This window comes from Kribbella sp. DT2, assembly GCF_049844575.1.
GTDB lineage: Bacteria > Actinomycetota > Actinomycetes > Propionibacteriales > Kribbellaceae > Kribbella.
The window spans coordinates 708,996-728,018 of the sequence record NZ_JBNCLH010000002.1; the positions used below are offsets into that span (position 1 = coordinate 708,996).

The 19,023-nt window shown below is 69.6% G+C and carries 25 protein-coding genes; 5 read left to right on the forward strand and 20 right to left on the reverse strand.

Annotated features, from left to right (window positions below; all coding sequences use genetic code 11):
• Position 1 precedes the first annotated feature (1 nt).
• Positions 2-598 (reverse strand): TetR/AcrR family transcriptional regulator, encoded by a 597-nt coding sequence (locus ACLQ2O_RS12070; protein WP_425830383.1) that lies wholly within the window; start codon positions 596-598, stop codon positions 2-4.
• A gap of 111 nt (positions 599-709) precedes the next feature.
• On the opposite strand from ACLQ2O_RS12070, the gene ACLQ2O_RS12075 reads away from it, so the two are divergent.
• Positions 710-1,678, forward strand: coding sequence for an aldo/keto reductase (locus ACLQ2O_RS12075; protein ID WP_425830385.1), 969 nt, complete (start codon positions 710-712; stop codon positions 1,676-1,678).
• 29 nt (positions 1,679-1,707) lie between these two features.
• Here ACLQ2O_RS12075 and ACLQ2O_RS12080 read toward each other — a convergent pair whose 3' ends face one another.
• From ACLQ2O_RS12080 to ACLQ2O_RS12100, 5 genes are all read right to left on the reverse strand, one after another.
• On the reverse strand, positions 1,708-2,451 hold the full coding sequence (locus ACLQ2O_RS12080) for an SDR family NAD(P)-dependent oxidoreductase (RefSeq protein WP_425830387.1): 744 nt from the start codon (positions 2,449-2,451) through the stop codon (positions 1,708-1,710).
• A 90-nt stretch (positions 2,452-2,541) separates the two neighbouring features.
• A complete protein-coding gene (locus tag ACLQ2O_RS12085; protein ID WP_425830389.1) occupies positions 2,542-2,703 on the reverse strand; it encodes a hypothetical protein in 162 nt (53 codons plus the stop codon).
• Positions 2,704-2,945: 242 nt separating this feature from the next.
• Positions 2,946-3,368: a protein-tyrosine phosphatase family protein gene (locus ACLQ2O_RS12090; RefSeq protein WP_425830391.1), complete on the reverse strand. Its 423-nt coding sequence runs from the start codon at positions 3,366-3,368 to the stop codon at positions 2,946-2,948.
• Positions 3,369-3,584: 216 nt separating this feature from the next.
• A complete protein-coding gene (locus ACLQ2O_RS12095; protein WP_425830393.1) occupies positions 3,585-4,292 on the reverse strand; it encodes a hypothetical protein in 708 nt (235 codons plus the stop codon).
• A gap of 82 nt (positions 4,293-4,374) precedes the next feature.
• Positions 4,375-5,007 carry a hypothetical protein gene (locus ACLQ2O_RS12100; protein WP_425830395.1) on the reverse strand — a complete coding sequence of 211 codons (633 nt, stop codon included), beginning with the start codon at positions 5,005-5,007 and terminating at the stop codon, positions 4,375-4,377.
• Between the two features lie 150 nt (positions 5,008-5,157).
• On the opposite strand from ACLQ2O_RS12100, the gene ACLQ2O_RS12105 reads away from it, so the two are divergent.
• A complete protein-coding gene (locus ACLQ2O_RS12105) occupies positions 5,158-5,514 on the forward strand; it encodes a PRC-barrel domain-containing protein (protein ID WP_425830397.1) in 357 nt (118 codons plus the stop codon).
• Here the strand turns inward: ACLQ2O_RS12105 and ACLQ2O_RS12110 are convergent.
• The 9 genes from ACLQ2O_RS12110 to ACLQ2O_RS12150 form a co-directional block, all read right to left on the reverse strand.
• Positions 5,480-6,112, reverse strand: a complete 633-nt coding sequence (locus ACLQ2O_RS12110) for a methyltransferase family protein (RefSeq protein ID WP_425830399.1) — start codon at positions 6,110-6,112, stop codon at positions 5,480-5,482. The genes ACLQ2O_RS12105 and ACLQ2O_RS12110 overlap by 35 nt on opposite strands.
• Positions 6,112-7,023 (reverse strand): cation diffusion facilitator family transporter, encoded by a 912-nt coding sequence (locus tag ACLQ2O_RS12115; RefSeq protein WP_425830401.1) that lies wholly within the window; start codon positions 7,021-7,023, stop codon positions 6,112-6,114. The genes ACLQ2O_RS12110 and ACLQ2O_RS12115 overlap by 1 nt, the downstream gene beginning before the upstream one ends.
• A gap of 93 nt (positions 7,024-7,116) precedes the next feature.
• Positions 7,117-8,409 carry a glycosyltransferase gene (locus ACLQ2O_RS12120; RefSeq protein WP_425830403.1) on the reverse strand — a complete coding sequence of 431 codons (1,293 nt, stop codon included), beginning with the start codon at positions 8,407-8,409 and terminating at the stop codon, positions 7,117-7,119.
• Complete coding sequence (locus ACLQ2O_RS12125) at positions 8,406-9,083, reverse strand: glycoside hydrolase domain-containing protein (protein WP_425830405.1); 678 nt, start codon at positions 9,081-9,083, stop codon at positions 8,406-8,408. Before ACLQ2O_RS12125 ends, ACLQ2O_RS12120 begins: the two co-directional genes overlap by 4 nt.
• A 504-nt stretch (positions 9,084-9,587) precedes the next feature.
• Positions 9,588-10,193 carry a vitamin K epoxide reductase family protein gene (locus ACLQ2O_RS12130; RefSeq protein WP_425830407.1) on the reverse strand — a complete coding sequence of 202 codons (606 nt, stop codon included), beginning with the start codon at positions 10,191-10,193 and terminating at the stop codon, positions 9,588-9,590.
• Positions 10,177-10,845: a DsbA family protein gene (locus ACLQ2O_RS12135; protein WP_425830409.1), complete on the reverse strand. Its 669-nt coding sequence runs from the start codon at positions 10,843-10,845 to the stop codon at positions 10,177-10,179. Before ACLQ2O_RS12135 ends, ACLQ2O_RS12130 begins: the two co-directional genes overlap by 17 nt.
• Before the next feature lie 102 nt (positions 10,846-10,947).
• On the reverse strand, positions 10,948-11,388 hold the full coding sequence (locus tag ACLQ2O_RS12140) for a DUF6153 family protein (RefSeq protein ID WP_425830411.1): 441 nt from the start codon (positions 11,386-11,388) through the stop codon (positions 10,948-10,950).
• Between the two features lie 11 nt (positions 11,389-11,399).
• Positions 11,400-11,951: an AAA family ATPase gene (locus ACLQ2O_RS12145; protein ID WP_425830413.1), complete on the reverse strand. Its 552-nt coding sequence runs from the start codon at positions 11,949-11,951 to the stop codon at positions 11,400-11,402.
• Positions 11,952-11,977: 26 nt separating this feature from the next.
• A complete protein-coding gene (locus ACLQ2O_RS12150; protein WP_425830415.1) occupies positions 11,978-13,366 on the reverse strand; it encodes a cytochrome b in 1,389 nt (462 codons plus the stop codon).
• A 152-nt stretch (positions 13,367-13,518) separates the two neighbouring features.
• Between ACLQ2O_RS12150 and ACLQ2O_RS12155 the strand changes: the two genes are divergently transcribed.
• The 3 genes from ACLQ2O_RS12155 to ACLQ2O_RS12165 all read left to right on the forward strand — a co-directional run bounded on the left by ACLQ2O_RS12155 (position 13,519) and on the right by ACLQ2O_RS12165 (position 15,507).
• Positions 13,519-14,091, forward strand: coding sequence for a GNAT family N-acetyltransferase (locus tag ACLQ2O_RS12155; protein WP_425830417.1), 573 nt, complete (start codon positions 13,519-13,521; stop codon positions 14,089-14,091).
• A gap of 75 nt (positions 14,092-14,166) precedes the next feature.
• Positions 14,167-15,096 carry a prolyl oligopeptidase family serine peptidase gene (locus ACLQ2O_RS12160; protein ID WP_425830419.1) on the forward strand — a complete coding sequence of 310 codons (930 nt, stop codon included), beginning with the start codon at positions 14,167-14,169 and terminating at the stop codon, positions 15,094-15,096.
• Positions 15,097-15,252: 156 nt separating this feature from the next.
• Positions 15,253-15,507: a GlsB/YeaQ/YmgE family stress response membrane protein gene (locus ACLQ2O_RS12165; RefSeq protein WP_425830421.1), complete on the forward strand. Its 255-nt coding sequence runs from the start codon at positions 15,253-15,255 to the stop codon at positions 15,505-15,507.
• A gap of 230 nt (positions 15,508-15,737) precedes the next feature.
• On the opposite strand, the gene ACLQ2O_RS12170 is transcribed toward ACLQ2O_RS12165, so the two are convergent.
• Genes ACLQ2O_RS12170 through ACLQ2O_RS12190 form a run of 5 tightly spaced genes read right to left on the reverse strand, consistent with a single transcriptional unit; the run spans position 15,738 to position 19,000 of the window.
• Positions 15,738-15,962, reverse strand: a complete 225-nt coding sequence (locus ACLQ2O_RS12170; RefSeq protein ID WP_425830423.1) for an alpha/beta hydrolase — start codon at positions 15,960-15,962, stop codon at positions 15,738-15,740.
• A complete protein-coding gene (locus tag ACLQ2O_RS12175) occupies positions 15,962-16,678 on the reverse strand; it encodes an alpha/beta fold hydrolase (protein WP_425830425.1) in 717 nt (238 codons plus the stop codon). Before ACLQ2O_RS12175 ends, ACLQ2O_RS12170 begins: the two co-directional genes overlap by 1 nt.
• The gene (locus ACLQ2O_RS12180; protein ID WP_425830427.1) at positions 16,675-17,355 is read right to left on the reverse strand and encodes a GOLPH3/VPS74 family protein; all 681 of its coding nucleotides are present in this window, start codon (positions 17,353-17,355) and stop codon (positions 16,675-16,677) included. The genes ACLQ2O_RS12175 and ACLQ2O_RS12180 overlap by 4 nt, the downstream gene beginning before the upstream one ends.
• Positions 17,356-17,373: 18 nt before the next feature.
• On the reverse strand, positions 17,374-18,090 hold the full coding sequence (locus tag ACLQ2O_RS12185) for an ABC transporter permease (protein ID WP_425830429.1): 717 nt from the start codon (positions 18,088-18,090) through the stop codon (positions 17,374-17,376).
• A gap of 25 nt (positions 18,091-18,115) precedes the next feature.
• The gene (locus ACLQ2O_RS12190; protein WP_425830431.1) at positions 18,116-19,000 is read right to left on the reverse strand and encodes an ABC transporter ATP-binding protein; all 885 of its coding nucleotides are present in this window, start codon (positions 18,998-19,000) and stop codon (positions 18,116-18,118) included.
• Between the last annotated feature and the right edge of the window lie 23 nt (positions 19,001-19,023).

Here is a 19,023-nt window from a genome sequence, read left to right on the forward strand (position 1 = left end):
CTCAGGGCTGCCAGGTGCGGAGCGTCGTGTCGACGATCTCGTCGAGCTGGGCGTGATCGAGGCCGTTGGAGGCCTGGACGGCGATGCCGAACGCGATGGTCATGACGTAACGGGCGAGCTGCTCCGGGTCGGCGTCGGGCCGCAGGTCGCCTTCGTCGACGGCGCGCTGGAAGCGCGCCTCGAGATTCGCTCCTGCTTCGTTGCGCCAGTCAACTAGTACGTCGTGCGCCGGCCGGTTGGCGTCGCTGGATGCCAGCGCGCCCTGAATGGTCAGACAGCCGGAGAACGTCTTGGGCAGGGTCGTCGTCCGCGCCGCTCCCCGCAGGATCGCCTCGGCGACGCCGCGCGCCGTCGGCTCCTCCAGGGCAAGCGACGCGTAGGCGGCCGGGCCTTCCTTGTAACGCTCCAGCGCCTTGAGGAACAGTTGCTCCTTGTTCCCGAACGCGGCGTACATGCTGGTCTTGGTGATGCCCATCGCGCCGGTCAGGTCGGTCAGGCTCGCACCCTCGTAACCCTGCTCCCAGAACACCCGCATCGCGCGCTCGAGCGCCTCGTCGGCATCGAACCCCCGAGGGCGACCCATGACAGTACCTTCCATGGTTTCGAGTGTACCCCTCGGTACAGAAGTCCCGTTGTGTACCGAGCGGTGCTGATGTATGACTGTTGTGTACCGATTGGAACTGAAATACTCGGAAGGGACTCCGTAGTCATGAAGAAGATCTCGCTGGGCGGCCTCGAGGTGTCGCGCCTCGGCCTCGGGGTGATGGGAATGTCGGACTTCTACACCGGCGCCAACCAGGACGACGCGTCGGTCCGCACGATCCACCACGCTCTGGACGTCGGCGTCACGCACCTCGACACCGCCGAGCTCTACGGCCCGTACACCAATGAGGAGCTGGTCGGGCGCGCCCTGGCCGGACGCCGTGACGGTGTGGTCGTGGCAACCAAGTTCGGGTTGATCTCCCACACTGACCGGCAAGGCCCGGACGGTACGCCGGCCAACGTGCGACTGGCGGTCGAAGGGTCGTTGCGGCGGCTGGGGACCGACTACATCGACCTGTACTACCAGCATCGGGTCGATCCCGGGACGCCGATCGAGGAGACCGTCGGCGTGCTCGCCGAACTGGTTGCTGAGGGCAAGGTTCGCCACATCGGCCTGTCGGAGGCGAGCGCGGCGACGATCCGGCGGGCGCACGCCGTCCATCCGCTGGCCGCGGTCCAGACCGAGTACTCGCTGTGGACGCGCGACCCCGAGGCCGAGATCCTGCCCGTACTGCGGGAGCTGGGCATCGGGTTGGTGCCGTACTCGCCGCTCGGCCACGGCTTCCTCACCGGGAAGATCCGCTCGCTGGACGGCCTGGACGCCGACGACTGGCGCCGGTCGAACCCTCGGTTCAGCGGCGGCAACCTCGAACGCAACCTGCGCATCGTCGACGAGGTGGAAGCTGTCGCCGCCGAGGCCGAGGTCACGCCAGCCCAGGTGGCTCTGGCCTGGCTGCTGGCCCAGGGGAGTGACATCGCCCCCATCCCGGGCACCACGCGGATCGCCCGGGTGGACGAGAACGCCGCGGTGGACGGCATCGGGCTCACCTCCGGCCAGGTCGCTCGCCTGAATGCGCTGGCTCCGGCGTCAGGTGAGCGCTTCGACGAGGGCAACATGGCGGTCATCGACCGGTGACGGGCTGCGGCCGCCGTTGCCCTTCTGCTTCAGAGCTGGTTCTCACCGCCGTCGACGTACAGGTTGGCGCCGAGCACGAAGCTGCTCTGGTCCGAGGCGAGGAAGGCGACGGCGGCCGCGACCTCCGCCGGGGTTCCCATCCGTCCGACCGGAACCTTGGCCGCGAACTCCGCTTTCACCGCCGCGGCCTTCTCCTCGCCCACCATGCCGACGACCGCGGGGGTGTCGATCGCGCCCGGTGAGACCGCGTTGACCCGGATGCCGCGGCCCTTGAGCTCGTTGGCCCAGGTCCGGGTGTACGACCGCAGAGCGGCCTTCGACGCGGCGTACGTACCGAACGCCTCGATGCCGTCGTCGGCGCGGACCGACGAGTTGATGATCACCGAGGCGCCCTCGTTGAGCAGCGGCAGTGCCTTCTGCACGGTGAACACCGTGCCCCGGACATTGACGTTGAACGTGGTGTCGAAGTGCTCCGGCGTGATCTGCTCGAGGGTCGCGAACCCGGCCGTTCCGGCGTTGGCGAACAACAGGTCCAGACCCTTGCCCCGGGCCCGGACCGCCTCGTAGAGCCGGTCGAGGTCGGCCGGGTCCGCGATGTCACCCGGTACGGCGGTCGCCGAGCCGATCGCCTCGACCGCCGCGTCCAGCTCGTCCTTGCGGCGGCCGGTGACGAAGACGTGCGCGCCCTCGGCCGCGAAGCGCTCGGCGACGGCCAGGCCGATGCCGCTGCTGCCGCCGGTCACGACCGCTGTCTTGCCTTCGAACTGCTTCATGGTGCTGCTCTCCTCCTAGATCAGTACCGTTTGGTACTGAAGTAGAGCGTAGCACTTCCGGACCAAGCGGTACCGAACTGTCGTGGAGGGTCAGCTGGTGGGAAGCTCGTACGGCTCCCCGCACAGGTACTCGTTCAGCGTGTTCAGGCCGGCCAGGATCACCATCGGGGCTTTCGGGTCCTGGGGGTTGGGCCGGTCGACGTTCATCGAGAGCGTGATGCTGCGAGTCCCGGCCGCGTTCGCGAACACCATGGTCTGGAACCCGACGGTCTGGCCGGTGCCGCCCCAGTGCAGGCCGCAGGTGAGTGCGGCCGAGGTGATGCCCAGGCCGTAGTACGGGCGGCCGCTGAGTTTCTCGATGAGCAGCCCGAGGACGATTGGTCACCGGCCGGAACCGGGCGTTCGACGGCATCGGGCTGCCGCGGTCCACGTCGGCGCCCCCGCTGGTCGCCGTCCACTGGTGGGTTCGTCGGTCGATCGACGGACGTCGTACGTCAGAATCCGCGGACGAAACGCTTCTGCCAGGGAGTTTCCACGGCGTGGCGGTCGTAGTTGGTGCGGACGAAGGTGATGGCTTCGTCGGGCGGTACGCCGTCGAGGATGGACAGGCAGGCCAGGGCTGTGCCGGTTCGGCCTTTACCGCCTCCGCAGGCGAACTCCACTCGGTCGTGGTCGAGGCGGGCGAGGGCTTGGGTGAGGATTTTGCGGGCCTCGGCCGGGTCGGCAGGTAGGCGGAAGTCGGGCCAGCGGATCCACTGGGACTCCCAGGTGACGGGTGGCGGGGTCTTGCCCAGCAGGTAGACGCCGAAGGTCGGTTCGGGGCCGGAGGGGAGTCCCTTGCGGAGGCCGCGGCCGCGGACCAGCCGGCCCGACGGTAGGCGGAGTACGCCCGGGGTGTTGCTGTCCCACTGATCCACTGCTTCTCCGTTCGTCGTGGTCTGTCGTTCAGCAGTAGATGGTGCTGAAGTGCGAGACGAGAGTAGTGGCACCTCGGTCTGACGCCAGACGACCACCCGCGTCATCGAGCAGGTAGGGGGTCCTCACTGGTGCGCCGGCCAGAGCGCACCGGCCAGGAGCTCCCGCAGTAGCCAGCCAGCGCCCAGCGGCACCCCCGCCCGGTGCCGCTCAGCTGCCTACGGCGCTCCGTCGCCGAACAACGGGTTGTTCGCGTAGATGTTGATCAGCCGCGGCCCGTCAACCTGCGGAGTCACCCGCTTGCCGTTGTTGAGCTCCGGCATCATGGAGTTCTCGGTCGCGGGGACGTGGTTGAGGCCGGCCGCGTGACCGATCTCGTGCTCGAACAGCGCGGGCCACGTGACAGCTGTCCGGCAGCCCACGCGGCTCGGGTGTTCGTTGATGTAGATGTCGGCCGCCCGGACGTACGCGCCCGAGATCCAGGTCGAGGCGTAACCGCACCAGCCGTCCGCGGCGTTGGAGTAGCTGTGCACCCTGATCTGCTGAGGTATCGGGTACCCACGACTGGTGCACCCGTTGAGCCGCGTCTCCGGCGTGAGCACCAGAGTGTTCTTCGTCGCGGCGAGGTAGTCGTTCCGCGCCGACGCCAGCGGCGCCAACGCACGGGTCGACTCCACACAAACAGTCCGGCCTTTGAACTGATGCCCACTGGCCCAGTACGGCAGCGCCGATGCGCCCTGGCCCCGTTCGACGCCCTGCTGCTCGCAGACCGCGGCCGTCGGATCGCACACCGAATGAACGATCTGGATCGCCCGGACCTCGGCCGTAGTCCCCTCGCGCCGCTCAGCTGCCGCCGCCGGCGAGGTGCCCCCACCACTCGCCAGTACGACACCGGTCAGCAGCAGCATCGCTTTCACTTTGTTCACTTGTTTCCCCCTTTTGTGTGCCCGCACCCGCCTATCGCCGGGCGAACCCAATGCGTTACCAAGGCATGTCCGGGAGTCGCGGTCAGCGGTTGATGAACTTCGGTACGGCGTGGGTCATCGTGCCTCGCTTGGGGGATGCGTACTTGTTTCGCGGGAGGGTCTCGTTCCAGTCGCCGTCTCGGTCGTAGGAGGCGGCTCGGCAGCCTCGGCCGCCGGGGGAGGGGAGGGGGAGGCCGGTGACGGTGCAGTGCAGCCAGACGGCGTGGTCGTCGTCGAGGCAGGTGATGCGGTGGTGGCAGTGGCGGCAGTCGGCCCAGAGGATCAGGGGGTCTTCGAAGGTGCCGTGCTTGCTGAGGTCTTCCAGGCGGGTTGTGCACCAGTCGACTTCTTCGGCGAGGGTTTGCTGACGGTCTTCGCGTGAACCGGACGTGCGGAGTCTTGTCCGGTGGTCGGTGGCTTCTTGGCGGCGGGCGAAGAGGTCGGTGGTCAGGGCCTCGAGGTCGTCTTCGGGGAGGTCGTCGGTGGGGGTTTCGTGGAGGTGCCGGCGTTCGGTGCGGAGGTGCTCGAGGTGGGTGGCGGGGGCTGCTACTCGGCGGTCGTGCTCTGCTCGGTCGATGCGGTTCTCGATCCAGTCGAGGGTGAGGCGGTTGATCTCCGCTTGGTGTACGGCGAGGTCCTGCCGGACTCGTCGGAGTTCGTTCCGCAATTCGCCCACCGGTGGACTCCTGTTCTGCTCGGAGGGCCATGTGTACTACGACCATGGTCCGATAGCCGCTGCCCGCGGCGGGCACCGCGGATCCGGCTCGGGGAAGTCGTCCGACGACGGGCCGGGTTGGTGGGTGAGGAATCCGGGTACCAGCGGGGCATGTTTCCCGCGGAGAACTTGAGAGATTGGTCCGGGCAGAAGGTCATCGATCCCGACGGGGCGAAGATCGGGGAGTTGGAGGCCGTGTACGTCGACACCTCGACCGACGAGCCGGCGTTCGTGACGGTCAAGGTGGGGATGCTGGGGCGGTCCCGGCTGGTGTTCGTGCCGGTGAACGGCGCGACGGTGACGCCCTCGGCGGTGCGGGTCCAGTACCCGAAGAAGCTGGTCCACGACGCGCCGTCGATCGAGACCGACGGGGAGCTCACGGGCGCCGAGGAACCGAAGGTGTTCGCGCACTACGACCTGCCCTACACCGCGACTACCGTCGGCGAACGGCGCCTCGGGCGGCGGTGAGCGAACGGCCCAGCCCGGGGAGGAAGCGACCGGTCTGGGCCGTGTACGTGGTGTAGGACTCCGCGTGAGTACTACGAAGGTATGGCTCCTCCACCACACGCACCTGGAGCTGGATGGCGACGAACAACGCGACCCAGCCGGCGACGCCGAGCAGGTTCGGTGCCATGAGTGTCAGGCCTGCGGCCGTGAGGAGCATGGCGGTGAAGACCGGGTTGCGGACCCAGGCGAAGACGCCGGTGGTCCTCAGCTCGGTTCGCTCGGTGGCGTCGACGCCGACGCGCCAGGACGTACCCATGGAAACCTGAGAGACCGTCGTCGCCGCCATGCCGGCCAAGGCGATGACCAGGCCGGCGACCTGGATCCAGCGCGCGGTGAGGAACTCCAGCGGCGAGAGGCCGAGCAGCGCCGCGATCGGGGCGAACAGGCCCATCAGGACAGCCAGCGCGAAGAGGACGCCCGCCCACCAAGGCGCGGAGCCCGGCGTACCGGACAGGCCGCGGAAGCCCGCGTCGCCGGTACGGCGGCGGTGGATCACCGCGCGGATTCCGAACGCGAACGCGAACCAGACGACGTACAGGACCAGTGCGGTGAGCGCCATCAGCGGTGGCCAACGAGTTCGTGGTCGGTGTGGCCGGCGGGTTCGAGCTGGAACGTCGAGTGCTCGACGTCGAAGTGGCCGGCCAGGCAGGTCTGCAGCCGGTCGAGGAGTTGTGGCGCGTGGCCGTCCTGGAAGCAGTCCGGGTCGACGACGACGTGGGCGCTCAAGACGGGCAGCCCCGAGGTGACCGTGTAGACGTGCAGATCGTGGACGTCGTGGACATGGTCGACCGAGGTGATGTGCTGACGGATGTCGTCCAGGTCGAGGTCGGCCGGCGCGGCTTCGAGCAGGATGTTCGCGGCGTCGCGTAGAAGCTTCAACGCACGCGGCACGATGATGGCGCCGATCAGCAGCGAGACGATCGCGTCGGCGCGGGTGAAGCCGGTCAGCGCGATCACGAGCGCGGCGACCAGTACGCCGACCGAGGTTGCCGAGTCGGTGGCGACCTCCAGGAACGCGCCGCGCAGGTTCAGGCTCGCCGTCCGCGCGCGGTAGAGCAGAGCGACGCCGACCAGGTTCCCGATCAGGCCGATCGCGCCGAAGATCGCCATGCCACCCGGTTCGAGCGCGACCGGGTCGATCAGCCGCCGGATGCCCTGGATCACGACGTACCCGCCGACCCCGGTGAGGATCAGCCCGTTGGCGGCGGCCGCCAGGATCTCGGCGCGGGCCCAGCCGAACGTACGACGGCCGGCCGCCGGTCGCGCGGCGAGCAAGGTCGCGCCGAGCGCCATCGCGACCCCGCCGGCGTCGGCCAGGACGTGGCCCGCGTCGGCGAGCAGCGCGAGGCTTCCGGTGACGAGGGCACCGACGACCTGGACGGCGGCGATCCCGAGCGAGATGACGAGAGTCGCGGCCAGCAGCCCGCGGTGCTGGCCGGTCGCGGTCTCCGCGTGACCGTGCCCGCTCATCGCCACATCCCCAGTTGCACATCTGAAGAATTGTTCATATGTCTACGATAGGGCTGATCAGTCCCGGTGTCGACCGCCCGGAGTACAGCCGGCTCAGGCGACGTTGACGGCCGAAGGCTCCGCCGGCGCGAAGAGGCGATCGAAGACCGAAGCCCGATCGAACTGCAACGCATAAGCCCGAGCGCGTTGCTCGGCCGCCGCCCGCTGCTCGGCACTCCAGTCGCACACGACCTCGTCGAGCACGGCCCGCAGCGTGGCCGGGTCGTGCTGCGGCACCAGCAGAGCCGTGTCGCCAACAGCTTCCGGTACGCCGCCGGTCGCGCAGGTGATCACCGGCCCGCCGCCGGCGAGCGCCTTCTCGACCAGCGCGATCCCGAACGTCTCGACGAACTCCGGCTGCTCGCGGGTCGGCAGCACGAACGCCGCGCTCCCGGCCATCAGCGCCGGCTTCTCCGCGTCGTCCACGTCGGTGAACACCCGCACCCGCTCACCAAGCCCCGCCGCCGCTACCCTCGCCAGCACCTCGGCTTCCTGAGGCCCGCGCCCGGCCAGGACCAGCTGCACCCGCTCGGCCGACCGCGAGCCGGCGTACGCGTCGATCAGGTCGTCGATCCCCTTCGCCGAGGCGATCCGGGACAGGAACAGCACGTACCCGTCCCGCGAAAGGCCCCGCCGCGCAAGGGTTTCGGCGATCCGGTCCTCGGTGAGCGACAGGTACGACCAGGAGTCGACCGCCGGGTAGGAGATCGCGATCCGTTCACGGCACCGCTGCGCGAACGTCGTACCGTGCATGGCGTCGAGGGCTGCCGCCGAGGAGACGATCAGTTCCTTGGTGTACTCCGACACGGCCACGCAGTGGTCGGCCGCCAGGTAGATCGACAGGATGTGCGCGGCAGCTCCGAAGCGACCGGTGTTCACGCACTCGCGGACGACGTTGGTGATGTCGGAGCCCACGGCCTCGGCCACCGTGACGACCTGGGTGGGGCCGATGCCGCGCGCCACCTGAACAGCCTCCTGTACGGCGATCGCGTGCGGACTCAGGTAGAGCGACATCGCAACCGTCGGCACTCCGTCGGTGAACAGCTCGACGAGCCGCCCGATGAGCCCGGACAGGTAGCGTCCGTCGGGAACCCGGTAGTCGCCGACGGGCCCGGGCCGCTCCACAGTGATGCCAGGGCTGTACGGCGGCACGCCGTCGAGCGGTTTCATCGGCAGCCCGGCCGCCTCCAGTGCGTCCAGCGGCCAGGTCACGATCCGTACGTCGTCGAACCCGCGGGTGAGCGCCACCTCGGCGAGGCACCGGGCTTCACCGGAGTGCCCGCAGATCACCGGGTCCGCGCGGACGACGATGACCAGACGGCGGGTGGGAGTGGACGAGATGTTCATGCCTCACCTCCAGTGGTGTCGGACGTGGATGGTGGTCTGATCCGGGTGCCCCAGTCGGAGGGCCGGGGGCCGAGCTCGATGTGCAGGTTGCGCAGGTGCCGCAGTTCGCGGCCGGAGATCCACGGGCGTTCGAGGGTCTTGCCGTTCACCGCGACCGACTGGACGTAGGAGACCGGCCCGCCGGCCACGGCCGGAGCACTCACCAGGAACAGGTTTCGCCCGGCCACCGGGAACAGCCCGAGCGCCGCCCACACGTACCAAGCGGACAGCCCACCCGAGTCGTCGTTGCCTGGCAACCCGCCCCGGCCGGTGACCGGTACGGCGTCGTACTCGAAGAACCGGTCGAGCAGGTCCACGAACGCCTCGTCGCCGCCGGCGAGCGCGATCCGGGCGCGCATGTCGTGCAGCAACCGGAAGGAGTAGTTCCACCGGCCGCCCTCGTAGAACGTCGAGTCGCGCAGCAGGCCGGTGCCCGGGTCGTACGCCGCCCGCCGGCCTTGGGCGTGCTCGCGCATCTGCTGGGCCAGCGGCCGGTCGCGCACCTTCTCGGCGATCGCCGCGGTGCACTGGCAGGCGTAGGCCAGGTCGAGGGTGTGGCTGATCGGGTGCGCGACTCCGTGCACCAGGTAGTCCTCGCCGTACGTGCGGCGCAGGTCCATCTCCAGGTGGACCATGGCCCAGTCCAGTCCCAGTCGATGCCCGGCAGGTCCAGCTGGCACAGGTCGGCCAGGAAGGGAACAACGTGGTCATCAGCGGCAGGTGCGTGCGGTAGATGTCCCACATCGTGCAGATGTCGAACGCGTACGGGCCCTCGGTCGTCCACGACGGGCTCTCGTCCGGGGCGTCGACCTCCAGGTGGACGGGCAGCGGCACGCCTTCGACGTGGATCTCCCCCTGCGCCACGCCCGGCTCGGCGACCTCGTCCAGCAGGTCCCACGTGGTGCCCAGGTCGTCGAGCGGACCGAGCATCGGCGTGACCCGGAAGTAGTTGTAGTACGTGCGGATCGCGCCACCACCAGATCCCTGCCAGGCCCTTGGGCGCGGGCAGGTCGGTGGCGCCGGTCCCGATCAACGGGTCAACGTGGTCGTACATGGCCTCACCGCCTCGCGCGGCCGACGTGGGATCTCACCGTAGGAAGCGGATGTTTCCGGTCGGTGTCCGAGGCTCGACGCGGGAGTTACAGCAAGGTCCGCCAGTACGACCAGAACCGCTCGGCGATCAGCGAGAGGATCACGACCGCCCATCCGGTCAGCACCACGCCGTGGTAGCGCGCCGCGATCCGCCGTACCGGCTCGAGGTTGTGCAGGGTGACGTACCAGAAGACGGGGATCGTGACCGTCCACACGACCATGCAGTACGGGCAGAGTGCGCCGATGCGGTAGAGGCTCTGGAAGATCAGCCAGTGGACGAAGACGACCCCGAAGGTCGCGCCCGCCTGGAGACCGAGCCAGAACCAGCGGCGGAAGGCCGCGCCGGCCAGCAGGGCCGCGCCGACGGTCGCGACGACGGCGAACCCCGCGATCCCGAGCAGGGGATTGGGGAAGCCGAACGCCTCCGCCTGCGGCTTGGTCATCACCGAGCCGCAGGACAGGACGGGGTTGATGCTGCACGAGGGCACGTACGACGGATCGCGCAGGATCGCGAGCTTCTCCACCGTGAGGACGGCCGCCGCGAGCAGTCCGGCCAGGCCGCCGACGAGCAGGACCCACGGCAGCAACCGCGGGAACGGCCCGGACCCGAGCGTGGGATCCGAGCCGCTCGCCTGACTACTTGAGTGCGGCATCGATGCTCGCGGCCAGGTCCTGTGCCGACTCGGGCTGCAGCTTCTCGCCGTTGAGGAAGAAGGTCGGCGTCCCGTTGACCCCGAGGGCCTCGCCGTCGGCGACGTCCTTCTTGATCCGCGCGAGCGTCGCGGGATCGTCGTACGCCGTGCCGAAGGCGGCCAGGTCGAGGCCGAGCTCCTTCGCGAACCCGCGGAAGCGGTCGTCGGCCGGCACGCGCTGCTCGCCCCACTCGGTCTGGGTCTCGTACATCTTCTGGTACATCTGCTCGAACTTGCCCTGCTGGGCGGCGGCCTCGACCGCGCGCGCGGCGCGCTCGGCGTTGAAGTGCGACGGGATCGGGAAGTACCGGACGACGAAGGTGACCTTGCCGGCGTAGTCCTTGCGGAGCTGCTCCACGGCCGGGAAGGCGGCGCGGCACGACTCGCACTCGAAGTCGAGGAACTCGACGAAGGTGACCTTGTTGTCGGGGGCAACGTCGAGCTTGTGGCTGTCCGGGCGGACCAGGCGTTCGTGCCGGTCGACGTCCGTGCTGGAACCGGTCGCGGAAGGCTCGTCGGAGCCGCCGGCGTTGATCGCCAGCAGCACCCCGACCACGACCGCGAACGCGGCCGCGATACCGATCGAGATTCTGGCGTTGGGACTGAGACTCATGGGGGTGTCCTTCGGGAGGTACGGCGTTCGGGCGTGCGTCAGCGTCTGGGCAGTAGTTGCCCAGAGCAAGAGAGCGTGATTACGGCGCGGTGAGGCCGCGGATCACGTGCGCAGAACGCACAGCTTCGCCAGGACGGGCGCCCGCCGTACGGGCCGCCTCAGGCGGGGGATCGAGCTCGTCGGCTCGGGAAGACGCGCCACGTCACCGAAGCGGCGACGGCGCAGCGCCAGCCAAAAGGTGAGCAGCAGCACCGAACTGGCCAGCAGCGCGAGGCACGGCAGCAGCAGGTGCTGGTGGCCGACCGAGTCCTGGGCCAGCACCGACGGCGACACCGTCGCGAGCTGCTCGAGGCCTTCGATCGCCTCGTGCGCAACGGGTCCCGCGACGGTGTCGCTGATCGCAGGAGCCTGGTCGTCCAGCGGGCTCAGGCTGTGCAACGCGAACACACCGAGCAGCGCTCCCAGGATCACCAGGGAACGCACACTCTTCGAGCAGCTGGTCCACGCAAGATTCGACCAGCCGGTCCGCCGCGACGAGTCCATCACCACAAAGCCTAGCGGGTCCCACCGACGAGCCCGCCGCGCGCGACGATGAGGTCGGCGGTCCGAGCGGGAGTGAGGTCCGCGGTGTCGATCCACCAGCCGGCGTCGCCGAGCTCCCGTTTCATCGCGGCCTCGAGAGCCTCGTAGCCGTCGAAGTCGAAGCGGTCCTCAGGGTCTCGGACGGTGTTGCGGTAGCGGCAGATCTCGATTCCTGGTGCGAGTACGACGAGCAGCACGCGGCGCGGCGCGAGCAGGTCGACGAAGAAGTCGAGCTTCTCGCGGGACGGGATCATCGCGTCGATCAGCGGGGTGAAACCGGCGTCGGAGAAGTTGCCCGCGAGCGCGCACAGGTTGCGGTGCAGCAGCTCGACCTGCCGGGCCGCTTCGTCGGCGGGCTCGCCGAGGGCCCAGACGAACCCGTTCACGATCATCGCGTTCACCTCGTCGCCGCCGAGGCGGGCGGAGCGGTCCAGCCGTTGGGCGACGAGCTTGGTGACGGTCGACTTCCCGGCACCGGGCATCCCGGTGACCAGCAGGCAGTCCGGCGCTTCGATGCTGCTCATGGCCGAAATCGTTGCACGGACGCGGATCAGGAGGCCTGCTGCTCGAGTTGCTGAGCCTCGGCCGGCGCGGCAACTGTCCGGGAGGCGAGCACGGGTCGGTGGAGCTCGACGTACCCGCCGTCGGGCTGCCGGATGATCTGGCCGGTCTCGATGCCGTGCAGCGCGATCTCTCCATCGCGTTCCCGCAGGCCGAGGCAGATGCGACAGGTGATCAGTAGCGCGGCCGGTGGGCCGAGGATCAGGAGGACCTGGAAGGCGTGCAGCAGCGCGTTGACCGAGAGGTGGAACTGCAGAGCCATCGTGTCGGCCGCGGCGGCGGCCCAGAGGACGCCGTAGAAGGTGAACCCGGCGACGCCGATGCCCGTCCGAATCGGGTTGTCGCGCGGCCGCTCGAGCACGTGGTGGTGCCTCCGGTCGCCGGTGAGGCGTTCCTCGATGAACGGGTAGACGGCCACGAGCACGAGGAACAGCGTGCAGAGCCCGACCGGCAGCAGGATGGCCAGGCTGAACGTCCTGTCCCACAGCACGAACTCCCAGCCGGGCGCCAGCCGCAGCGAGCCGTCGAGGAAGGCGAGGTACCACGCCGGACCGACGCCGGCCGAGGCGTTCGCCGCGTCCGCGGGCCCGTACAGCCACACCGGGTTGATGGTCGCCGTCGCGGCCATCAGGAGCGTGATCCCCGCGACGAAGCAGAACAGGCCGGCACTCTTGACCGCGGCAACGATCGCCGGCTGTCCTTCCACCTTGTCCTCGGTTCGCCCGGGTCCGGCGCACTGCGCGGGCCGGTGCCTGAGCGCGAGGACCGCGGCGGCAACGAAGAGCAGCACCAGTACTGCGGGCAGCACGATCACGTGCAGCGGGTAGAACCACGCGATCACGTTGCCCGGGAACTGCCCGCCGAACAGCAGTTCCGAGAGCGCCGTACCGACGAACGGCGTCGCCTTCAGGACCCCGTCGAGTACGGCGAGACTCGTGCCCGACGCCATGTCGTCCGGGAGCGAGGTGCCGGTCAGGGACGCGCCGAGCGTGACGACGAGCAGCCCGAAGACCACGAACCAGCCCGCGCGCCGTGGCCGGCGGAACCCGCCGGTGAAGAACAGCCGCAGCAGGTGCAGCGTGATCGCCGCCACCATCACCAGCGTGGCCCAGTGGTGGACCTGCCGGATCAGCAGCCCGCCGCGGACCTCGAAGCTGATCTTAAGGATGGACTCCAGGGCCCGTGACATCGGTACGCCGCGCAGCGGTGCGTACGGTCCGTCGTACACGACGTGATCGAGCGACGGCTCGTAGTACACGGTCAGAACGACGCCGCTGAGCACGATCACGACGAAGCTGTAGAACGCGATCTGGCCGAACAGCAACGACCAGTGGTCGGGAAAGACCCTTGCTCGCAGGTTGCTCCGTAGCCGGTGCATGCTCGACCTCCTTGCCCACGCGGTCCGCGAGATGCGGTCACCCCTATGACCCCGCAGCCCCCGCGACTGTGACGCGTCGTGTCACACATCACGCGCACGGGCTGAGACAGAGCTTCCTCGGTGGCCGGCTCCGGCTGTGGCATCGTGGGGGAATGGTGATCGAGATCCGGCCGGCGGCGGTGTTCGAGGACGTCCGGGCGGTGGTCGGGCCGAAGTCGCCGACGGCGAACGTGTGCTGGTGCCTGAGCTACCGAGTCCCGTCGAAGCTGAACAACGAGCTGATAGGCCCGGCCAGGGGCGAGTACGTCGCCGAACTGTGCAAGGCCGACACCGCGCCCGGAGTTCTCGCGTACGACGGGGAGACGCCGGTCGGCTGGGCGGCGATCGCGCCGCGGTCCGACACGTCGTTCGCCCGCAACCGCAAGATCCCGCACGTCGACGACCTGCCGGTCTGGTCGCTCTGGTGCGTCCGCGTCAGACCCGGGCACCGCAAGCAGGGCATCTCCCACGCGCTGATCACCGGCGCCGCCGAGTTCGCCCGCGAGCACGGCGCCCCGGCCGTCGAGGCCTACCCCCTGGACAACCGCGGCGCGAAGGTCGACCTGACCATGGCGTACGCCGGCCTGCGCAAGAACTTCGAACGCGCCGGCTTCACCAAGGTCGCCGACACCACCTCGGTCCTGGCCCGGCACCCCCGAGTCCTGATGCGCCTCGAACTGCGCTGACTGCTAGCGCGTGATTCCGCCGTAAGCGACGCGGTGGTGGCTACCCTGGAGGCAGTCGACGAAAGGGACACCGGCGTGAAGCTCGCGATGCGGGTCGTCACCGTGCTGGCCGCGCTGAGCGGCCACCCGATCCGGTTCTCGAAGGTCGCCGCGCCCGACCGTGATCCCGACAGCGTGGCCATCACGCCCGGCCCGCGCGCGGCGATCGGGACCGTCCGTGGTCTGCGCTCCCACAAGAGCATCCCGTACGCCGGCAAGCTCCGCATGGACATCCTCGCGCCGCAGGGGAGCGGCCCGCACCCGCTCGTGCTCTACCTGCCGGGCGGCGGCTTCGTGTCGGCCCGCCGGCAGATGGCCGCCAAGCAACGCCAGTACGTCGCCGCCGCCGGGTTCGTTGTCGCGAGCATCGACTACCGCACGGCCTCGGTCGGTGCGTCGTACCGGGACGGTCTGACGGACGTCGCCACGGCGCTCGACTTCCTGCGCGCCAACGCCACCGAGTACGGCGTGGACACCGGCAAGTCCGCGGTCTGGGGCGAGTCCGCCGGCGGTTATCTCGCCGCGATGGCCGGTACGGACCCCGGCAACAAGCTTGACGCCGTCGTCGACGTGTTCGGCGCCTCCAACCTGGCGATGGTTGCCGACGGCTTCGACGCCGACACGGTCACCGCCTACACCAGCGCCGGCTCACCGATCCAGGCGTACATCCTGGGACCGGATCGCGCCCCCGCCGACCACCCCGACGAGATGCGCCAGGCCGACCCAGCCGGCCGCGTCACCGCGGACACGCCGCCGTTCCTCCTGCTGCACGGCGACGACGACCGGATCATCACCCCGGCCCAGACCGCCCGCCTCCACCAGGCCCTGCTCCAGGCCGGCGTCGACAGCACCCGGTACGTCGTCCAGGGCGGCGGCCACGGCGAGCTGTCCGACCACCCCGACCTGTGGAACAACACCGACCTGATGGACCGCGTCGTCACCTTCCTCCGCCAGCACCTGACCTGAGAGGTCAGTGCAGAGGGTTTCCGGACCTCAGGGGCGAATCAGGGGACACGTCGGGGACCGGACCGGCCCGACCTCGATGGTTCCGGGCCGGTGAGGTGACAGAGTTGTGGTTGTGGGGCCGCACCTGGAGCGGCCCGGACCTGTGGAGGACGCAGCATGATCGGATTCATCGTCGCCGGCCTCGTCATCGGCGCGCTGGCTCGCCTGTTCACCCCGGGCAAGCAGAAGCTCGGCCTGCTCTGGACGCTGCTGCTCGGCCTGGCCGGCTCAGTGATCGGCGGGGTCATCGCCAACGTGCTCGGCACCGGCGGCATCTTCGAGCTCAACGTGCTCGGCTTCATCGTGGCGGTCGTCGCCTCGGTCCTGCTGGTCGGCACCGCGGAAGGCCTCGCGGCCCGCACCAAGCGCTGACCACCCCGTACGGCGAAAGCTCTCCGAGAGGTACGCCGGACAGATAGTCGTCCGGCGCACCGATCCGGAGCGCCGCGGGAACCGAAGTACCGGTGTTGCCGCCGACGGTCTCGTCGGCCGGCCGCACCGGGTCCGTGCCGCCAAGCCATCCCACCCCGGTGGCCCTGGCCCAAGCACCACCGGTGGTGCCTCCCCACTCCAGGGAGGCACCACCGTTCTGCGTCCGACGCTCAGCGCGGTTCGGCCGCGGCGGTGCAGTGGTAGTCGTACTTCGGGCGGTCGCCCGTGGTGAGGAACTCCGTCACCGCGTGGTTCGCGCAGCGGTTCTTGCCGCCCGGGTAGACCCCGTGACCGCCCTGGTCGGCGGTGACCATCGTGGCCCGGTCACCGAACGCCTTGCGCAGCTGCTGGGCGCCGGCCAGCGGGGTGGCCGGGTCGCGGAGGTTCTGGACCATCAGGACGTTGGACGGGCCGCGGTCGGTGATCCGGACCGGCGTCTGGCCGGGTCCGCCCAGTAGGCGCACGGCGTGATGTTGGCGCCGGCCGCACCGAACAGCGGGTACTTGATCCGGTAGTCCCAGCCGCCGGGGCCGAGGTTGCTGTCCAGCACGATCCGGTCGCTGCGCTGGGGGAACATCGTGGTGTAGACCGCGCCGAGGTAGGTGCCCCACGAGGCGCCGGCGTACGAGATCTTCGGCTCGCCGAGCGCGACCCGGATGCTGTCCATGTCCCGGGCGGTGTTGGCGGCGCTGATGTGCGGCAGCATCCACGAGGTCTTCGAGGTGGCGCACTGCTTGGCGATCTGTTGCACCAGCGCGGCGTGCTTGGCCACGGCGGCGCTGTCACGCGCGTACGGCGGAATGCTGCCGGTGCCCTGCTGCTCAGTGGTGAGGTCGCACGTCACCGGGGTGCTCTTGCCGATCCCGCGAGGGTCGAACCCGATCACGTCGTACGCGTCGCGCACGCTCTGCGGCAGGCCCATCGCGACCAGGAAAGCGGGATAGTTCTGCCCGGCGCTCGGCCCGCCAGGGTTGGTCAGCAAGACACCGCGGCGCGCCTCGGGCTTCTTGCTGGGCAGGCGCGACACGGCGATGTCGATCGTGCGGCCGTCGGGCTGGCCGTAGTCGAGCGGCACCTTCAGCGTGCCGCACTGCATTCCCTCCGGTTTCACTGCTGGGGGAGTACGGTCACGGCCACGACGGCATTGCTGACGATGGTGGCCGTCACGGTGCGCGTGACTGCTTCGGCGGCTGCTCCGGCGCCCCAGTTGCCGCGCTCGAGCTCCTTGGCCCGCGCGATGACCGTGGAGTCCCACGGGATCTCGCGATGGAACTGGGGGAGCGTTCCGCTGCCCGAGATCAGCGCCGCCAGGGCGGCCACCCGGGCCGTCGGGTCGACGCCGTCCACGAGTGCTTCCCGGACCGCGGCGAGGAGTTGCGCCCGTCGCCCGTTCCGGCCTTCCTTCAGCGCCTTCGTGGTGAAGAAGAAGAGCGTCTTGCGCTCGACCTGGTCGAGGTCGCCCCGCTCGACCAGACGCTCGAGCAGCGGCCCGCGCAACGCCGGGCCGACGGCCGCGAGCACGGTCTGGACGCGGCGCGGCTTCTCGTCGATGTAGTCCCACGCGGACCGCAGGCTGGGATCGGCGGGGAAGCGGTCGCTGGTCGTCTCCAGCTTGCCTCCGGTCGCTTCGCCGACGGTCACGTGCTCGTGCAGGGCGAGGTCGGCGAGCACCGCGCCGCCGAGGGCGTAGAACAAGGTGTTCTCGCCGGCGATGGTGCCGGAGCTCGGCTGGAACAGCAGGAGCAGCAGGTCCTCTGCCAGGGTCGGTTCTTCAGCTCGGGTGTTCATAGGTGTCCTTTCCGGGACTCAGCGGCGGGGTTCCCACTGGAAGTACTTGAGGGCGAGTGCGGCCGAGACGACCACCCAGGCCACGGTCGGCGCGATGAGCACCAGGACGTCGGCTCCGGGGACGCCGCCGCCCCAGGCCCGGGTCAACAGCTCGGTCGCCGCGCCGCCGGGGAGGGCACGCTTGAGCACGGTCAGTTCCTCGGTGCCGGTGATCGCGACCCAGTTCACGATCGCGATCACGGCCAGGCTGACCGGAAGGGTCGTCACCTGCGCGTGCTCGGGCGAACGCGTCACGCCGGCCGTCGCCAGGCCCAGGCCGATCATCATGGCGAGCACGAGCAGCGTGCCGACGACCAGCAGCACGACGTCGCTGGGCCGGCCGGTCACGACGCCGAGGATGACCAGGACGAGGATCGTCTGGACCGCGGCCAGGACGGCCGCCGGCAGGACCATCCCGACCAGGATCCCGGCGTCGCTCTCCGAGGTGGACCGCAGGCGCTTGAGGAACAGGTTCTGCCGCCGCCCGGCCAGCGAGGTCACGGCGCTGCCGTAGAGACCGAAGGCGGCGATGGTGAACACGACCAGAGCGGCGATGAACCCCTGGCCGACGGAGACGAAGATCTCGCGGCGCCAGACGAAGAACACGCTGGCCGCGACCGGCATGAAGAAGCTGGTGATGAGGATGGATCGGTTGCGGAAGATCTGAGCGAGTTCGCTCCGGGCGATGTCGAGCATGTCGGTCCTTGTCTGCGAGAGGTGGTCAGCCGCGGTCGATCGACCGGAAGATGTCGTCGAGCCGGGTCGGCCCGGCCGCGAGCTCGGCCAGTGGGACGGAGGCGCTGTGCGCCCAGTTGAGCAACGTGCGCAGGTCCGCCTCGAGCCCGAAGGTCTCGATGCGGTGGACGCCGTGCTCGTTGCGGGTCGCCTTCAGCGGCGGCAGCGGAGCCTGGTCGGGGAGCCGGAAGCTGATCACGGCCGGCAGCGTGCTGGTGAGCTCCAGCACGGTTCCCTCGCGGTAGAACGTGCCCTTGTGCATCAGGCCGATCCGGTCGGCGCGCTGCTGCGCCTCCTCCAGGTAGTGCGTGGTCAGTACGACGGTCGAGCCGTCCTCGCGCAGCCGGTCGACGGCGTCCCACAGCGCGTCGCGGGACTGGATGTCCAGCCCGGTCGTCGGCTCGTCGAGGAAGACGAGCTCCGGAGCGCCGTACACGGCGGTGGCGAAGTCGAGGCGCCGCTTCTCGCCGCCGGACAGCTGGGAGACCCGGGTCGTTGCCTTGTGCATCAGATCGACGACCGTCAGCACCCGCTCGACATCGTCGGTACGGCGGGACAGGCGGCCGATCAGGTGCACGGTCTCGCGGACCGTGAGGTCGGGGGAGAAGCCGCTCTCCTGCAGCATGATGCCCATCCGGGGCCGGGTCCGGCCGCGGTTGCGCGGGTCGGTGCCGAAGACGCGGACCGAGCCCGAGGTCGGCGCGCGGTGCCCCTCGACGACCTCCAGCGTGGAGGTCTTGCCCGCTCCGTTGGTGCCGAGCAGGGCGTACAGCTCACCCTGGCGGACCTCGAACGAGAGGTCCTTGACGGCGTGGAACTCGCCGTACGCGAGGTTGAGTGCTTCGACTTCGATCACTGCGGTGGAGGACATGTCTCCATTGCAGTCGATCGATG

Excerpts from the sequence above, each read along its gene's own strand:
- ACLQ2O_RS12145 (WP_425830413.1), bottom strand. The coding sequence starts at position 11,951 with ATGAGCAGCATCGAAGCGCCGGACTGCCTGCTGGTCACCGGGATGCCC.
- ACLQ2O_RS12170 (WP_425830423.1), bottom strand. The coding sequence starts at position 15,962 with ATGGTCCAGAACCTCCGCGACCCGGCCACCCCGCTGGCCGGCGCCCAG.
- ACLQ2O_RS12105 (WP_425830397.1), top strand. The coding sequence starts at position 5,158 with ATGTTTCCCGCGGAGAACTTGAGAGATTGGTCCGGGCAGAAGGTCATC.
- ACLQ2O_RS12140 (WP_425830411.1), bottom strand. The coding sequence starts at position 11,388 with ATGGACTCGTCGCGGCGGACCGGCTGGTCGAATCTTGCGTGGACCAGC.
- ACLQ2O_RS12150 (WP_425830415.1), bottom strand. The coding sequence starts at position 13,366 with ATGCACCGGCTACGGAGCAACCTGCGAGCAAGGGTCTTTCCCGACCAC.
- ACLQ2O_RS12165 (WP_425830421.1), top strand. The coding sequence starts at position 15,253 with ATGATCGGATTCATCGTCGCCGGCCTCGTCATCGGCGCGCTGGCTCGC.
- ACLQ2O_RS12185 (WP_425830429.1), bottom strand. The coding sequence starts at position 18,090 with ATGCTCGACATCGCCCGGAGCGAACTCGCTCAGATCTTCCGCAACCGA.
- ACLQ2O_RS12070 (WP_425830383.1), bottom strand. The coding sequence starts at position 598 with ATGGAAGGTACTGTCATGGGTCGCCCTCGGGGGTTCGATGCCGACGAG.
- ACLQ2O_RS12085 (WP_425830389.1), bottom strand. The coding sequence starts at position 2,703 with ATGGTGTTCGCGAACGCGGCCGGGACTCGCAGCATCACGCTCTCGATG.
- ACLQ2O_RS12110 (WP_425830399.1), bottom strand. The coding sequence starts at position 6,112 with ATGGCGCTCACCGCACTGGTCCTGTACGTCGTCTGGTTCGCGTTCGCG.
- ACLQ2O_RS12075 (WP_425830385.1), top strand. The coding sequence starts at position 710 with ATGAAGAAGATCTCGCTGGGCGGCCTCGAGGTGTCGCGCCTCGGCCTC.
- ACLQ2O_RS12135 (WP_425830409.1), bottom strand. The coding sequence starts at position 10,845 with ATGAGTCTCAGTCCCAACGCCAGAATCTCGATCGGTATCGCGGCCGCG.
- ACLQ2O_RS12080 (WP_425830387.1), bottom strand. The coding sequence starts at position 2,451 with ATGAAGCAGTTCGAAGGCAAGACAGCGGTCGTGACCGGCGGCAGCAGC.
- ACLQ2O_RS12130 (WP_425830407.1), bottom strand. The coding sequence starts at position 10,193 with ATGCCGCACTCAAGTAGTCAGGCGAGCGGCTCGGATCCCACGCTCGGG.
- ACLQ2O_RS12120 (WP_425830403.1), bottom strand. The coding sequence starts at position 8,409 with ATGAACATCTCGTCCACTCCCACCCGCCGTCTGGTCATCGTCGTCCGC.
- ACLQ2O_RS12190 (WP_425830431.1), bottom strand. The coding sequence starts at position 19,000 with ATGTCCTCCACCGCAGTGATCGAAGTCGAAGCACTCAACCTCGCGTAC.
- ACLQ2O_RS12125 (WP_425830405.1), bottom strand. The coding sequence starts at position 9,083 with ATGGTCCACCTGGAGATGGACCTGCGCCGCACGTACGGCGAGGACTAC.
- ACLQ2O_RS12115 (WP_425830401.1), bottom strand. The coding sequence starts at position 7,023 with ATGAGCGGGCACGGTCACGCGGAGACCGCGACCGGCCAGCACCGCGGG.
- ACLQ2O_RS12155 (WP_425830417.1), top strand. The coding sequence starts at position 13,519 with ATGGTGATCGAGATCCGGCCGGCGGCGGTGTTCGAGGACGTCCGGGCG.
- ACLQ2O_RS12180 (WP_425830427.1), bottom strand. The coding sequence starts at position 17,355 with ATGAACACCCGAGCTGAAGAACCGACCCTGGCAGAGGACCTGCTGCTC.